Genomic DNA, 15,572 nt, shown 5'->3' on the forward strand with positions numbered 1-15,572 from the left:
AATACCGTATCCTTTATTAAATTACTGTCATAATTCCGTTAATGGAAAACAAGTGAAGAATAGATAGTCACTTTGAATCGAATAAGCGCGATTCTAGCACGTAAAATCACCAATCAAATCCGCACCATTCAGCAAGCCAACAGGTTAAGCTGTGCCGTGAGCAACGCAATTTTAGATATTTATCTTTAGAACAATAATCCACAAAACAAATAAAACACACTCACATCACCTTTTTATAAACTACCAGTTACAATTTAACGCTCATTTGTTAGTATCCCGCGCCGAAACAATGAAGTATCGCGTCGTATGGAAACAGTCAAAATACAATCAGGAAAACCAACTATAAGCGCAGTAGCGATAATCATCGCAGTGCTGTTTCAGTTGTACCTGACATCCACCGTCGCGCTCAACCCTACGCAAATTCACGGTGAAAACTGGCTCAACCAAGTACAAGATGAGAAGGTGCTACTGTGTACTGCAGATGGCTTTAAATGGGTCGATGTTAACGAGTTAATTCAAGCGAATGCACTTCCCAACTCAGACTTCATTCAAGATCTCAATCTGCACGACAGCATCCAATTTGAATGTCCGTTATTGCAAGCCGCTCAATTCTTTATCTCCGTTGCGTTAGGGCTCTTTCTTGCCACCATCTTTTGGCTGCGACGCCGCAAGCACACATTAATATCCTACGACTTCGCCCTATGTGGTCGACAAGTGTATAAACACGTCGCACCAAAACAATCACCACCTCGTGCTTTCCTTGCCTAATGCTCTGCATGTGGCGCACAACAATAACAATTAGTCCGATCGAGCAAACGATTCGGAGAAGCAAAATTTCAAAAGGAAAACACTAATGCTTAAAACAATGAAAACCACAGCCTTCGCTCTTATTGCTCTATTAGCAAGCCCACTCAGCCTTGCTCACGAATACGAAGCAGGCAAGATTCACATCGATCATCCTTGGAGCCGAGAGGCGCCACCAAATGCGCCAGTGATTGGCGGTTTCTTCCAGCTAAGTAACCTAGGTGATGCTGATGACGCGCTGATCGCAGCTTCAACACCGATTGCTGACCGTGTAGAGATTCATACTCACACGAAAGAAGACGGCATGATGAAGATGATTAAGATTGATGAAGTCGTGGTAGAGCCTCAGCAGAAAGTGGAATTCAAGCCAGGCAGCTTCCATCTCATGATCTTCAACCCAACCCAAACGCTAAAAGAAGGCGACCGTTTCCCTGTGACTTTGACGTTCAAAAAAGCAGGTAAAGTGGAAGTAGAAATGGCGGTTGAGAAAAAAGACCACATGGAAAAGCACACGCACCACCATTAATCGCTTAAACGAAAAGAGCCCGCGACTTCAGCGGGCTCTTTTGCTTTTGGTGCTCAGACTTTAATTATGTGTACTTGAGAGATTCCCTACTCGCTCGTCCCCCGCTCTAGGGAATGACCCCATTTAGTCTTCTATCAAAGTTTGAGTGGCTTAGTGCTCAACACATCAACCAAACTCCACCCTCGTCATTCCGACGAGCCTAGGCGAGATCAGGAATCTATTAACAGCTAACTCAGTCTTACTTAAAGCAAACCTCTGCCCAGCGCGCTAGACCTGCGGTGACCGAACCAAAGTAGTTACCACTCACCACCGGAATATTTGGCAATACTGTCTGCACTGCATCACGCAAAATAGGTGAACGTGCCGAACCGCCTGTCATAAAGATCGCATCCGGTTTTACGCCCGCTTGCTCTACCGCTTCAGTAACCAAAGCCGTCATCTTATTCTTAGGTGATTCAATCGCTTCAATCATCTCATCACGTTGAACATCGACTTCAATCAACTCAGACAACAAGTTAATGCCCGCACGGTAAGACGCTTGTTCAGAAAGCGCGACTTTCGCCTCTTCCGCACGACGGACAATGTTATAACCCAGAGACTCATGGTAAACCTCTAACAAGCGAGCAAGCTTTTGTGGCTCTTGCGCTTGCTTGTGCAGAAGTTTCAACGCCGAAAGGTTCTCACGAGAATAAAAGTCACTCTGCGCTTCTACGTTGTTGATGGCAATTGGGTTCCAGAACTGTGTGGTTGGCATAACGATGCCCGACTCCATCTTGCTCTCCATACCAAATGGGAACATCAGTTGTTTGAACGCCAATGCAATATCCAAATCGTTACCACCGACACGCTGGCCACTGTGCGCCAACAGACTTGCTGTGCGATCCGCTTTACCACGCCAAGATGGTCCCATCTGAATCAAAGAACAGTCTGTCGTACCACCGCCAATATCGACCACCAGAATGGTTTTATCTTCCGTTAGCGTCGCTTCATATTCCAGACCCGCGGCAACAGGCTCAAATTGAAACTCAACATTTTGGAAGCCAGCACGTTTTGCTGCTCTTAAGAGAATACCTTCTGCTTGGATGTTCGCCGTTTCTCCTCCACGTCCGTGGAAATTGATAGGACGACCAATCACCGCATCAGTAATAATTTGCTGCGCACTGTTCTCTGCTTGCGCTTTGATGTTGTCCATCATGGCGCAAACCAGATCTTCAAAGAAACTCAGCTGAACATCACGCAGACCAGAAGCACCGAGGAAAGACTTTGGTGACTTCACGTAATAGATATCGCGAGGATCTTCTAAATAACGATTCAGCGCTGCTTGTCCAAACGCCATGTCTTCTGGCTCAAGTTCAATGCTCTCTTCGCGGTTGAAGTTTATAGCGCGACGCAGAACTTGCTCACCCACTTTATCAAAAGGCTTGATATTACGATGACGAAATAGGTGTTCAGACACCGATTCACGCGTTGGTGACGCAAGGGTGGAAGGAATGTAAGGGCTATTCCCCTCAAGATTAAGCAACTGAGGCTCACCTTGTTCCATTTTCGCCACCGAACAGTTTGCGGTGCCATAGTCAAAGCCGATGTACATAAGTCCTCCCACTGACAAAAAAGGTCGGCAATCCTACCTCAACAGTCGTGGAAATTCTAGCGCAACAACTTGAATTGAATCTGGCTTTAGTCTTTCTCTACAGGCTCTTTTTTCATTGAGGGCAGTACAAACGCAAGAAGCAACGCCAAAAGCAGAAATACCGGAGTGAGCGTAAGCCCATGCCAAATCGAGTATCCATCGTGGAAGAGCCAAAAAATGCCTACTGTAAGTAAGTATGCAAAATAGCTACAAAACACTAAGCTAATCGCTACGAAACGAGTGCGGTTAATGATGAGTATGCGCACCAAATATTGGCTCATGATTCCTGCGCAATGGACAGCAAGTTGCCAATTTATAATAAAGCACGCCAACGCGACAAACCCTGAAACCAACAGCGCATCATGAGTATTAACGATGAAATAGCTACCAAAACGACTCATGATGATGGGATAGTCACCTTCATAAATGATCGACCACGAAATCGCATTCGCAGCCGCAACGAAGTTGGCAAAATAGGCGATGGCATAAAAGGTAGTTTGAGAACTGAATGGTTGAAAGACTTCTGAACAATAGCCTTGCCACTCTTCTTGGTTAGCGGTTGGTCCGACCCAATTGCGTTTTTTACTTGGCACACGCTCGGCAAATGCAGGGCCATTACGAAACAACAGCCAAAAGATATACAGCGCTAGTGCCACCAAGAGTATTGTTAGCATCTCCTTTCCCCTCTAGAAATGTCCTTTCCACTGCCAATGGCGTTGGGGTCGTATACTGCACTTCCCTGATTTATATGCTAAATCTTGTTTTAATGCGTTGCTAAACATCAAATATAAGAACATACGATGGTGACTCTTTTGTCACTATCGTTATTTAGGTTTAGCACACGATGGACGGAATTGCTGAATCTGGGTAGGACGAACAAGGAGGGGAAACGTCGCCTACCCCAACGATTTACGCTTCGAGCTTTTCCTCAAATACTCCGAGTTCCCGCCCGAGCCAAATCGCATGTTCTGTGTGATCACGTAATTCGTTATCGCTGACTGGATGGATTAAGACAGAGAAGCCACCTCGAATGGTATCTAACCAAGCGATAAATTCCTCGCTCACGGATTCAACGTGCAGTTCAAACATTGGCATCTTATGGGGCCCAACCAATTTACACACTAACGGAAAAACGCGCAGCACGTCTTGGCGTTCTTGACGAATAATTTCATTCAAGGCTTGAGCTTTTTCCTGCTGCTGAAGCGGAAAATAAACATGAATGTGGTACATAACTTCTCCATGAGTATCACAGACTTTAATTATGGGTCACACTACATGCATTCCCCAACCTTGGGAAGTGACAAGTGACTCTATCTAGTCAAAGCGTGACGACGAGAATAACGTGTTACTGAATTATCACCTCAAAGTGCTTAAAAACCATTCAAGTTGTAAAATTTCACAGCGTAATTTTGTCGCAAATTTCTGGTCAAAGTCAGTGATTCCATTCAATTCTGAAAACGTACAATTCTTAAAACCAGTGTTTTATCCTATAAAAATACACTGTAAGCGAAATTTTACTGTGGAGCATTGCGTAAATCAAAGCATAATTTAACATTTTGTTTACACTTACAGTATCTGGTTATATCAAGATTCATCACTGGATTAGGCGGTGTAAACAGCAGTATCAAGCGACGCCTTGTGTTTTTCCAGAACACAGTTTTGTTAGAGAGACGAACGACAGATGCGTCAATAACTATCAAAAACAACTGCAATCCTAGGTATGACCTTTTGCGCTGATATCAAAGCCTGAGTACCCATACAGGCTGAGATCGAAATAATGAGCAGCTGCAGTCCAAAAGACCCGCAGCGTCAAAAGGAGCTTGAGATGAACGTTCAGGCATTACCCATGCATCGGTTTATCGACCATGATGGGAACCTCGTCAGCCAACTACCCAACTGGGCTGATCTTGAAACTTTGGTCGGATTTTACCAGGACATGGTATTAACCCGGACCTACGATAACAAAGCCGTTGCCCTGCAACGCACTGGGAAATTGGGCACCTACCCATCACACCTTGGCTCGGAAGCTGTTGGTATTGCTGTGGGCAGAGCGCTTAACACCACCGATGTTTTCGTGCCTTATTATCGTGATATGCCCGCCATGTGGTGCCGTGGCATAGGAATGGAAAAGAACCTGCAATATTGGGGAGGCGATGAACGCGGCAGCGACTTCGCGCCTGAAGGCAGTCCTTTTCCTAGTAAAGATCTCCCCTTCTGTGTCCCAATCGCAACTCAGTGTACCCATGCCGTTGGTGTTGCGGCGGCACTGAAAATCCAAGGCAATCACGATGCCGCTTTGGTGATGTGCGGCGATGGCGGCACTTCCAAAGGCGACTTCCTTGAATCCATTAACTGTGCGGGCGCATGGAACATCCCATTAGTTTTTGTGGTGAACAATAACCAATGGGCGATTTCCGTGCCGCGCAGTTTGCAATGTGCTGCGGAATTTCTCTCAGAAAAAGCCAAAGGCGCCGGCATCCCCGGTATTACGGTGGATGGCAATGACATCGTTGCGGTGTTTGATGCAACAAAGAATGCGCTTAACCGAGCCAGAAAAGGCAAAGGCGCAACGTTAATAGAAGCCGTAAGTTACCGCTTGAGCGATCACACTACTGCCGACGACGCGACCCGTTATCGTAACGAGGATGAAGTTCAAACGGCTTGGCAATATGAGCCCGTCCGTCGACTTAAAGCCTTTCTCACCAATCAAGGCGTTTGGAGCAACGAGAAAGAGCAAGAGTGGCAAACCCACTGCAAAGAACAAGTTGAACTCGCCGTTGAACGTTATCTCAATATGCCGAATCAAGCGCCTGAAACGGGCTTCGACTTCCTTTATGAATCCCTACCCCAAGAGCTTCATGCGCAAAGGGATGAGCTAATCAACAAAGCAATGCGAATGCAGGGAGGGAAACATGGCTGAACTCACGTTAGTTGAAGCAGTGAACCTCGCATTGCACCATGAAATGGAACACGATCCGAATGTCATCGTCCTTGGCGAAGACGTGGGTGATAACGGCGGTGTATTCCGCGCCACAGTTGGACTCAAACAAAAATACGGTCTTAAGCGCGTTATCGACACACCTCTTGCTGAAGCGCTTATTGGCGGTGTCACTGTCGGCATGGCAACGCAAGGCTTACGACCTGTGGCAGAGTTTCAATTCCAAGGCTTTGTCTTCCCTGCATTAGAGCATTTGATGTGTCATGCGGCGCGAATGCGTAACCGTACTCGTGGTCGACTCACCTGCCCTGCAGTGTTCCGCGCGCCATTTGGTGGCGGTATTCATGCACCAGAGCACCATTCTGAAAGTGTAGAAGCGTTGTTTGCTCACACCGCAGGCTTTAAGGTTGTGATTCCTTCATCACCGCAACGCGCTTATGGTTTGCTTCTAGCAGCCATTCGTAGCAACGATCCGGTGATGTTCTTTGAGCCAAAACGTATCTATCGCACAGTGAAATCTGAAGTGGTGGATAATGGTGAAGCGCTACCTCTCGACACTTGTTTTACCCTTCGCAAAGGTCGCGACATTACGTTAGTGACTTGGGGAGCGTGTGTTGTCGAATCACTGCAAGCGGCTCAAACGCTGTCCAATCAAGGTATCGAAGTTGAGGTGATTGATTTAGCCAGCATCAAACCCATTGATACCGCGACCATCTTCCGTTCGCTAGAGAAAACCGGACGCCTCTTGGTGGTCCATGAAGCCAGCAAAACCTGTGGTGTCGGCTCAGAACTGCTAGCCAGAACCGCAGAACATGCCATGTGCCTACTCAAAGCGCCACCAAAACGCGTCACGGGCATGGATACCATCATGCCGTACTACCGCAACGAAGATTATTACATGATTCAGGAAGAAGACATTGTGCTCGCCGCGCGCGAACTCGTGGAGGATTGGAAATGAAGACGTTTAACTTACCCGATCTCGGCGAAGGTCTCGCTGAGTCAGAAATTGTGAAATGGCATATTAGTGTCGGTGATATGGTCAAGCTGGATCAAGTGGTGCTTACCGTCGAAACCGCAAAAGCAACCGTGGATGTTCCTGCGCCTTATGGCGGTCGTATCGTGAGTCGTCGTGGCGAAGAAGGCGATGTAATCAACATTGGTGCTCTACTTCTGGAAATCGATGAAACGGGAGCAGAACAAACTGTCTCCGAGAAAAAACAAACTGTCGATGCTGCTACCGTGGTTGGTAATGTCTCCCAACATGCACACAGCGTGAATGTGGATGATTTCTGGATTGGTGGCGAACACAACCCATCACCGGATAATCTCATCACAGCACTTCCTTCTGCTCGCTTACTAGCGAAGAAACTGGGTGTGGATTTGGATTTGGTCAAAGGCAGTGGTCCGGACGGTTTGATTGTCGACGCCGACATTTACGACGAAGCCGGCAAACAGCGTCCAGGTACAGAAGTACTCAAAGGCGCACGCCGAACCATGGTGTCGACCATGGCGGAATCCCATCACAATGTCGCAGCGGTCACCATTACCGAAGAAGCGGTGTTGGAAGGCTGGGAGCAAAGTGAAGATATCAGTATTCGTCTGGTCCAAGCGATCGTGCATGCGTGTCAGGAAGAGCCCGCCATGAATGCATGGTTCGATGCAGAAACCATGACGCGTTGTGTCCACAGTACGGTGAATATTGGTATTGCCGTAGACAGTCGACATGGTTTGTACGTGCCTGTTCTACGACACGCTGATGAATACGAGCCTCAAGAGGTACGTCGTTGGTTAGACCAAACGGTGCAAGGCATACGTGAACGTAAGATCGGGCGTGAACAGTTACAGCACGCCACCATTACGCTCTCAAACTTCGGAGCAATTGCAGGCATTTACGCAACGCCAGTGGTCACACCGCCACAAGTCGCGATTGTCGGTGCAGGTCGAATCATTGAGAAGGTCGTAATTCGAGACGGGCAAGCTGTGGTAGTGAAAGCCATGCCGCTGTCGATTACTTTTGATCACCGAGCATGTACTGGCGGTGAAGCGGCAAGGTTCACAAAAGTGCTGGCAGAGCACTTGAGAAAACCGAGTGTTTAAGCAGCTTTTGCCATAATTAGCGAAGGGCTTCCAATCGGAAGCCCTTTTGTTTTGAGGATGAATTTGAATGAGAGATTCCCTACTCCCACATTCTTCGCTCTAGGGAACCGCGCCCGACAAATACCGAACTTAAACCTTCTCCAGCAACTCCGGCATAATCTCAAACAAATCACCAACCAAACCATAATCTGCGACTTGGAAGATTGGCGCTTCAGGATCACTGTTGATCGCCACAATCACCTTGGAATCTTTCATCCCTGCCAAATGCTGAATAGCACCGGAAATACCCACGGCAATGTACAGTTGAGGCGCGACAATCTTACCCGTTTGCCCAACTTGCAAATCGTTAGACACAAAGCCTGCGTCTACCGCAGCGCGTGATGCACCAATTGCCCCACCAAGCTTGTCGGCAAGTTGTTCCACCAGCGCGAAATTCTCTTTGCTGCCTAATCCACGACCACCAGAGACCACGACGTTTGCCGCCGGTAGTTCTGGTCTTTCACTTTCCGCTTTTTGCTGTGAAACAAACTCACTGTGCTCTGCCTTAATGACAGTTTCTAACGTCACGACATTCTCGACTACTGGTGAGTCAGGCACAGCAATTGCGTCAAACGCTGAACTTCGAATCGTCATTACTTTGATTGTATCGTCCGAACGAACTCTGGCTAACGCATTACCGGCATAGATGGGGCGAACAACCGTATCGAGCGATTCAATTGCAATCACATCTGATAACTGCCCAACATCCAGTAAGGCAGCGACTCGGGGCATCAAGTTCTTACCGAACGTACTCGCAGGGGCAAGGATATGCGAATAGTCCCGACCAACTTCGGCAATCAAAGTAGACAAGTTTTCTGCCAATGCATGCTGATATTCGGCAGCGTCAATCGCAATGATCTGTGAGATGCCCTCTGCACACTTCAACTCATTCAATACTGAGCCGCACTGATGCCCAACTAACAAGGCGGTGACAGGCAAAGAGGCACCGTTTTGTTGAATTTGAGAAGCCGCGCTCAGCGCACGTAACGTATCCGCAGAAAGTGATTGGTTGTCGTGCTCCACCACGACCAAGGTTGCTAACGGTTTGTTTTCCATGGTTATGCCTCCTAAATCACTTTCGCTTCATTTTTGAGCTTGTCGACTAACTCGCTCACACTGCCAACCATCTCACCGGCTTTACGGGCAGGCGGCGTCATGACTTCCAGCACTTGCTGAGAGCGCTCAACACTCACACCAAAGAAGTCTGGCGTCATCACCGATAGCGGCTTCTTCTTCGCTTTCATGATATTCGGTAGAGAGGCGTAACGCGGTTCATTCAATCGCAAATCCGTACTGATGATTGCAGGCAGATCCAGTTTGAGCGTCTCTAAGCCACCGTCGATTTCTCGAGTAACCAGAACCGTTTCCCCTTCTACTTTCACTTCCGATGCAAATGTCCCCTGTGGGCGATTCGTTAGTGCTGCCAACATTTGCGCGACTTGGTTGTTATCCGTATCGATTGACTGTTTACCCAGCAGCACCAATTGAGCCTGTTCTTGCTCCATCACAGCTTTGAGTAACTTCGCGACCGCAAGCGGTTCTGGTGACTGTTCAACATCAATATGAATCGCACGATCCGCACCTAATGCGAGCGCTGAGCGCAATTGTTCCTGACAACTGGTGTCACCAATAGACACCACCAACACCTCCTCTGCTACCCCAGCTTCTTTAAGGCGTACTGCCTCTTCCACCGCGATTTCACAGAATGGGTTCATCGTCATCTTCACGTTGTTGGTTTCCACGCCGGAACCATCAGATTTGACTCTTACTTTAACGTAAGGGTCAATTACACGTTTAATCGCAACCAGTACTTTCACATTCCCTCCTAGCAGATCGCAAAGCGATACGCGTCCTAGCAATTGGGTCATGCGTGACAAAGATTTGTGTTAAAGCTCTGGCTTTTCATTACCTTGCTAACAAAAAACACATTGTGACATTGTCACTAAAAATCTTTATCACGCCCTATGACGTTACCATTTGAGCTTAGTTTAGTTTACGTTTACGTCAACTGGACTATAGTTCTTTATACGAGCACTGCGTAATAGAAGAAGCACCTGAAACACAAAGAAAGGTTTCGCATAAAGGAAGCAAGAAGATGGAAAGAGAATGCATGGAATTTGATGTGGTGATTGTCGGCGCCGGACCTGCGGGTTTGAGTGCAGCGTGCCGCTTAGCGCAACTCAACCAAGAACGTGAAGGTGAGCCGCTGTCTATTTGTGTGGTAGAGAAAGGTTCAGAAGTTGGTGCACATATCTTATCTGGCGCGGTATTCGAAACGCGTGCATTAGGCGAACTCTTTCCTGATTGGCAAAGCATGGGCGCACCGCTTTCCGCCGCGGTAAAAAACGATGCCTTCTTGTACCTAACCACGGAACTTAATCACATTCGTGTTCCCCACTTTCTTACTCCCAACCCAATGCACAATGATGAAAACAACTACGTCATCAGCTTGGCGAACTTGTGTCGTTGGTTAGCAGAACAAGCAGAATCACTTGGTGTTGAGGTCTATCCCGGTTTCGCCGCATCCACGATTAACTACGATGCGTTTGGTGCTGTTACAGGGGTAAACACCAGCGACATGGGTTTGGACAAGAAAGGGGCAGCCAAACCCAACTTTGAGGCAGGTATTGAGTTAAAAGCCAAATACACCGTATTCGCTGAGGGGTGCCGAGGTCATTTAGGTAAAGAGCTCATCCAACGATTTGGTTTAGACGATGACAAACAACCGCAACATTATGCGCTTGGGCTTAAAGAGATTTGGGAGTTACCTGCCGATGCCAAAGATCAATCAGGCAGCGTGATTCATTCTGCAGGGTATCCACTGAGTGGATCCAACACCACTGGCGGCGGTTTTCTCTATCACATGGAGAACAACCAAATCGCTGTCGGGCTTATTGTCGACTTGAATTACAGCAATCCTTACTTGAGTCCGTTCGACGAATTCCAACGCTTTAAGCACCACCCTGCTATCGAACAACATTTGAAAGGCGCTCAACGCATCGCTTATGGCGCAAGAGCCATTGCAAAAGGTGGACTGTCTTCTCTGCCGAGACAGCAATTCCCCGGCGGTTTATTGATTGGTTGTGATGCGGGCACCTTAAACGTCGCTAAGATCAAAGGCAGCCATACTGCGATGAAATCCGGTTTGTTAGCTGCAGAAGCCATTGCCGAAGCATTCATACAATCCAATTCGGAACCGGATTACCAAACCAAGTTTGAAGATTCATGGTTGTATGAAGAACTTAGTGACACACGTAACTTTGGTGCAAACATCCACAAGTTCGGCAGTGTGCTTGGCGGCGCACTTTCCACCTTCGAACACAATCTGTGGCAGCCTCTGGTCAAGAAACCAATACCGTGGACGATCACTGATCCTTCACACGATCACGAACAGCTGAAACCAATTGATGAGTGCCAACCTATTCAATACTCGAAACCAGACGGCATAATCAGCTTCGATAAACCTTCATCGGTATTTTTGTCTGGTACACAACACGAAGAAAATCAGCCTTGCCACTTGCAGCTCGCCTATCCTCATATTCCGATTCAAATCCATTTGAAGAAGTTTGATGAGCCAAGCCAACGCTACTGCCCTGCTGGCGTGTATGAAGTGGTAGAAGTAGAAGGCGAGCGAACATTTCAAATTAATGCCGCAAACTGCGTGCATTGCAAAACCTGTGACATCAAAGATCCATCGCAAAATATCACATGGAAAGCACCAGAAGGTGGCGGCGGACCAAGCTATCAAAACATGTAGCACTTATAAAATGTGATGGTGATTCGCTATCACGCCTCTTTTACCTGAACAATTGATAATTTAAATCCATCAAAAATCTAACAAATCAATCATGTGTACTATGCTTAGTTTGCCAATTCACTAAGCAGTTCACGGTCAATTTGCATCAATCACACCAAAAGAAATGAATTCTACTTATTGTCCAGGAGGACTCGATGAAGAGGATATTGAGGAAGTTTCTCGTATTGATGAGCGCGGTCGCGCCTGTCAGTCTGTTGGCAGCAGATAAACCCAATATTTTAGTATTTTGGGGCGACGATGTTGGTGTTTACAACATTAGCGCTTATCACAATGGCATGATGGGAGGTCGTACACCAAACATCGACACCATTGCCAAGGAAGGTGCCATTTTTACGGATGCTTACGCGCAACAAAGTTGTACGGCGGGTCGCGCCTCGTTCATTCTCGGTCAGCACCCTTTCCGTACAGGCTTACTTACGATTGGTATGCCTGGAGCAAAAGAAGGGATTCAAGCAAAAGATCCAACCATTGCTGAGCTACTGAAAAACCACGGCTACGTTGCGGGTCAGTTTGGTAAAAACCACCTAGGAGACCAAGACGAGCACTTACCTACTAACCACGGTTTTGATGAATTCTTCGGTAACCTCTACCACTTAAATGCTGAAGAAGAACCAGAATCAGAGTTCTACCCTAAAGATCCTGAGTTCCGTAAAAAATTCGGCCCTCGTGGTGTTCTTAAATCCACTGCTGACGGAAAAATTGAAGACACAGGCCCACTCACCCGTAAGCGTATGGAAAACGTTGACCAAGAGTTTATGGAAGCCAGTCTTGCCTTCATGGAAAAAGCCGTGAAAGACGACAAACCTTTCTTCATTTGGCACAACTCGACGCGAATGCACGTTTGGACACACCTAAGTGAAGAATACAAAGGGAAGTCTGGTTATGGCCTTTATGCCGACGGCATGATGGATCTGGACGATCAAGTTGGCGTGATGCTTAAGAAGCTTGACGAACTGGGCGTAGCCGACAATACCATCGTGATTTTCAGTACCGATAACGGTGCAGAGAAATTCACATGGCCAGATGGTGGTACAACACCATTTAAAGGCGAGAAAGGTACAACTTGGGAAGGTGGCTTCCGCGTACCTATGATGGTTCGCTGGCCGGGTCAAATCAAACCGGGGACGGTCATCAACGACATTTTCTCTCAAGAAGACTGGATGCCAACGCTATTGGCCGCCGTGGGTGAGCCAGACGTAAAAGAGAAGCTACTTAAAGGTCATGAAGCCAATAACAAAACCTTTAAAGCGCACCTCGATGGCTATAACCAGTTAGACCTACTTACCGGTAAAACAGATACTGGTGCTCGTAATGAAATCTTCTACTTTGATGCTGGCGGCCACTTAAACGCTCTGCGTTATAAAGATTGGAAGATTCACTTCACCATCATGGAAGGGGCCATCAACGAGGCTTATCGTAAAACGCCAAGCTGGCCGTTGATCGTTAACCTACGTATGGACCCATTTGAAGTAGGACCAGACTCAGCGCTTTATGTCCGACACTTCTACGCAGACCAAATGTGGATGTTTGTCCCAGCGCAGGCTATCGTTCGAAAATTCCTTGAAACCTTTAAAGAGTTCCCTGCAACCGAAGGCAGCTCTTTGAGTATCGAGCAAGTCGTGGATGCCATGACGCAACCACAACGGAATTAATGTTTAACACTTAGTTTGATAAAGCACTAAGCCTACGGAGTACGGATATTATCGCTGGTATCTGTACTCCGTATTTTTATGTCTCAAGCCCTTATACCTCATCTCTAAGAGTCGCATAACCGGCGTTCATCACGGTCGGATAGTTTTAGAAAAAAGCAGATATTGCCTGTCACCCATGGCACAGTTCATCGCGGCTTTATTTGCTTTCGAAATACCCCTCCCTACTCCTGCCAATCAGCAAAATGGTCAAGTAGAAAGTTGATGGCCAATCTGGCCCTTAGAGGTAAAAAGTGGCGATTCTGATAAACGATCCAACTGCTATTACCACTTCCCCAATAAGACTCTAAGATTGGTACCAATCGCCCGGAAGAAATGGCATCGTTAAAGCTACTCTTTGGTAGATACGCCACGCCTAATCCGTCTTCACAGGCTTGCAAAACCGTTTTAGCGTTGTTGCTTTTCCATCGTCCTTGGACTTTCACGCCATCTAGCGCCTTACCATCTTTTTCAAATAACCACATGTCCTTGTTCGTGATGATGCAACTGTGGTGCTTGAGTTGTGTTGGATGAGTAGGAAAACCATGCTCGTCGATATAATTCTGACTTACCGCCGCTGCCATGGGGCGATCGACTAGCTTTCTCGCGACTAAACCAGAATCACTTAGGCGTCCGTAACGAATGGCAAAATCAAAACCATCTTCAATAAAATTGACCATACTTGTATTGAAGTTGACTTCTACCGTGAGGTTCGGATGTTGTTTCGCAAACGCCATCAACGCTGGTGCAACGTGATTTTCAGAAAACGCACCAGCAGCACTCACTCGTAACGTACCACTCAATTGAGTTTGCTGTGTGGTGAGTTGCTCATTGGCTTGCTGAAGCCCAATCACCAACTCTTTACATTGTTGGTAATACGCTTGCCCTGCTTCCGTTAAGCTTACCATTCGTGTCGAACGTGCTAGCAAGGCAACGCCTAAACGTTCCTCTAACTTTGTCACTTGTCGACTTACATGGCTGGTACTGCAACCCAATTGTTTCGCAGCAGAAGAAAACCCTAAGCTCTCCGCAACCGTAACAAATTCGTTGATACCTTCAAAACTGTCCATAGTCACCTTTGCCATATGGCAATAATGTTTTGCTAATTACCTCTATTATCACCCATCTGATTAGCAATTAGTATGAAGGTGCTCAACAAAATACAGCAACCCAAAAGGACCCCATCATGAAGAAAGTACTCATTGTTGTAACGAACCACGCGACACTCGGCGAAACCAATCAAGCAAACGGCACCTACGCACCAGAGCTCACCCATGCACTTGCAGAATTACTTGGTGCGGGCTTCGATTACGACATTGCTTCTATCAAAGGAGGCCAAGCCCCACTGTATGGAACAGACATTGAAGGTGATGCGGTAAACACAAAAATCTTGGCTGATGATGATTTCCAAAACCGTGTCAACAACACGATTCCAGTTTCACAAATCAACGCTGACAACTACGATGCAATCTTCTACCCAGGAGGTTTTGGTCTACTTTCTGACTTAGCGACCAATGAAGATTTCGCACAAATCTCTGCAAAGCATTATGAAGATGGCGGCATCGTTGCAGCCGTTTGTCATGGCCCTGGCGCCCTACTGCCTATCACGCTTAGCAATGGAGAGAAACTGCTTGCGTCTAAATCGGTGACAGGTTTTACCCGTGAAGAAGAAATCGACTTTGGTACCATCAATGATATCCCTTTCCTTTTGGAAGAATTCCTAGCACGTGGCGCAGCACGCTACTCAAAAGTACAGCCGTGGCAAGAGTTTGTGATTGTTGACGAACGTGTGATCACTGGTCAAAACCCAACTAGCGCACACGGTGTAGGGAAAGCAATTGTGGAACTATTGGGGTAATCAAACGATTGTTAAGCAGCGGATATAGAGCGTGGTAGATGCCATATAGCAACTTCCACGACTTTAATGTTCGCTGCTCAGCACTGCCATAAACCTGTGAAGTATAGAGCTGCGAAGTATAATAGTAGCTGTGCTTCACATGTTTATCCCGATATCAATTCGCCCCTTCCACGCC

14 protein-coding genes are annotated in these 15,572 nt (G+C 47.1%); 8 read left to right on the forward strand and 6 right to left on the reverse strand.

The annotated features are described in order from the left end of the window. The first annotated feature begins 306 nt into the window (after nt 1–306). Together L1076_RS01865 and L1076_RS01870 are read left to right on the forward strand one after the other, a co-directional pair. A complete protein-coding gene (locus L1076_RS01865; RefSeq protein WP_038873475.1) occupies nt 307–768 on the forward strand; it encodes a hypothetical protein in 462 nt (153 codons plus the stop codon). 85 nt (nt 769–853) lie between these two features. After that, a complete protein-coding gene (locus L1076_RS01870; protein WP_038873472.1) occupies nt 854–1,330 on the forward strand; it encodes a copper chaperone PCu(A)C in 477 nt (158 codons plus the stop codon). Between the two features lie 238 nt (nt 1,331–1,568). On the opposite strand, the gene yegD is transcribed toward L1076_RS01870, so the two are convergent. The 3 genes from yegD to L1076_RS01885 all read right to left on the reverse strand — a co-directional run bounded on the left by yegD (nt 1,569) and on the right by L1076_RS01885 (nt 4,190). After that, nucleotides 1,569–2,921 (reverse strand): molecular chaperone, encoded by a 1,353-nt coding sequence (yegD, locus tag L1076_RS01875; protein WP_045405181.1) that lies wholly within the window; start codon nt 2,919–2,921, stop codon nt 1,569–1,571. Between the two features lie 86 nt (nt 2,922–3,007). Continuing rightward, nucleotides 3,008–3,634 (reverse strand): hypothetical protein, encoded by a 627-nt coding sequence (locus L1076_RS01880; RefSeq protein WP_038873467.1) that lies wholly within the window; start codon nt 3,632–3,634, stop codon nt 3,008–3,010. A 235-nt stretch (nt 3,635–3,869) separates the two neighbouring features. Continuing rightward, nucleotides 3,870–4,190, reverse strand: a complete 321-nt coding sequence (locus tag L1076_RS01885; RefSeq protein ID WP_038873466.1) for a DOPA 4,5-dioxygenase family protein — start codon at nt 4,188–4,190, stop codon at nt 3,870–3,872. 595 nt (nt 4,191–4,785) lie between these two features. Here L1076_RS01885 and pdhA point away from each other — a divergent pair. Genes pdhA through L1076_RS01900 form a run of 3 tightly spaced genes read left to right on the forward strand, consistent with a single transcriptional unit; the run spans nt 4,786 to nt 7,995 of the window. Beyond that, nucleotides 4,786–5,880, forward strand: coding sequence for a pyruvate dehydrogenase (acetyl-transferring) E1 component subunit alpha (pdhA, locus tag L1076_RS01890; protein ID WP_237303021.1), 1,095 nt, complete (start codon nt 4,786–4,788; stop codon nt 5,878–5,880). Further along, on the forward strand, nt 5,873–6,856 hold the full coding sequence (locus tag L1076_RS01895) for an alpha-ketoacid dehydrogenase subunit beta (protein ID WP_009696326.1): 984 nt from the start codon (nt 5,873–5,875) through the stop codon (nt 6,854–6,856). The genes pdhA and L1076_RS01895 overlap by 8 nt, the downstream gene beginning before the upstream one ends. After that, nucleotides 6,853–7,995, forward strand: coding sequence for a dihydrolipoamide acetyltransferase family protein (locus L1076_RS01900; protein ID WP_237303022.1), 1,143 nt, complete (start codon nt 6,853–6,855; stop codon nt 7,993–7,995). Before L1076_RS01895 ends, L1076_RS01900 begins: the two co-directional genes overlap by 4 nt. Before the next feature lie 129 nt (nt 7,996–8,124). Here the strand turns inward: L1076_RS01900 and L1076_RS01905 are convergent, their stop codons facing one another. After that, nucleotides 8,125–9,090 (reverse strand): FAD-binding protein, encoded by a 966-nt coding sequence (locus tag L1076_RS01905; protein ID WP_237303023.1) that lies wholly within the window; start codon nt 9,088–9,090, stop codon nt 8,125–8,127. An 11-nt stretch (nt 9,091–9,101) separates the two neighbouring features. Beyond that, nucleotides 9,102–9,851: an electron transfer flavoprotein subunit beta/FixA family protein gene (locus tag L1076_RS01910; protein ID WP_005450138.1), complete on the reverse strand. Its 750-nt coding sequence runs from the start codon at nt 9,849–9,851 to the stop codon at nt 9,102–9,104. A gap of 278 nt (nt 9,852–10,129) precedes the next feature. On the opposite strand from L1076_RS01910, the gene L1076_RS01915 reads away from it, so the two are divergent. Further along, nucleotides 10,130–11,791 (forward strand): electron transfer flavoprotein-ubiquinone oxidoreductase, encoded by a 1,662-nt coding sequence (locus L1076_RS01915; protein WP_237303024.1) that lies wholly within the window; start codon nt 10,130–10,132, stop codon nt 11,789–11,791. Between the two features lie 194 nt (nt 11,792–11,985). Continuing rightward, complete coding sequence (locus tag L1076_RS01920) at nt 11,986–13,503, forward strand: arylsulfatase (RefSeq protein WP_237303025.1); 1,518 nt, start codon at nt 11,986–11,988, stop codon at nt 13,501–13,503. Nucleotides 13,504–13,724: 221 nt separating this feature from the next. Here L1076_RS01920 and L1076_RS01925 read toward each other — a convergent pair whose 3' ends face one another. Continuing rightward, on the reverse strand, nt 13,725–14,609 hold the full coding sequence (locus L1076_RS01925) for a LysR family transcriptional regulator (RefSeq protein ID WP_045405178.1): 885 nt from the start codon (nt 14,607–14,609) through the stop codon (nt 13,725–13,727). 116 nt (nt 14,610–14,725) lie between these two features. Between L1076_RS01925 and L1076_RS01930 the strand changes: the two genes are divergently transcribed. Further along, a complete protein-coding gene (locus tag L1076_RS01930; RefSeq protein WP_237303026.1) occupies nt 14,726–15,397 on the forward strand; it encodes a type 1 glutamine amidotransferase domain-containing protein in 672 nt (223 codons plus the stop codon). Nucleotides 15,398–15,572: the final 175 nt, after the last annotated feature.

The organism is Vibrio sp. MMG023 (genome assembly GCF_021654215.1).
Taxonomy (GTDB): Bacteria; Pseudomonadota; Gammaproteobacteria; order Enterobacterales; family Vibrionaceae; genus Vibrio; species Vibrio jasicida.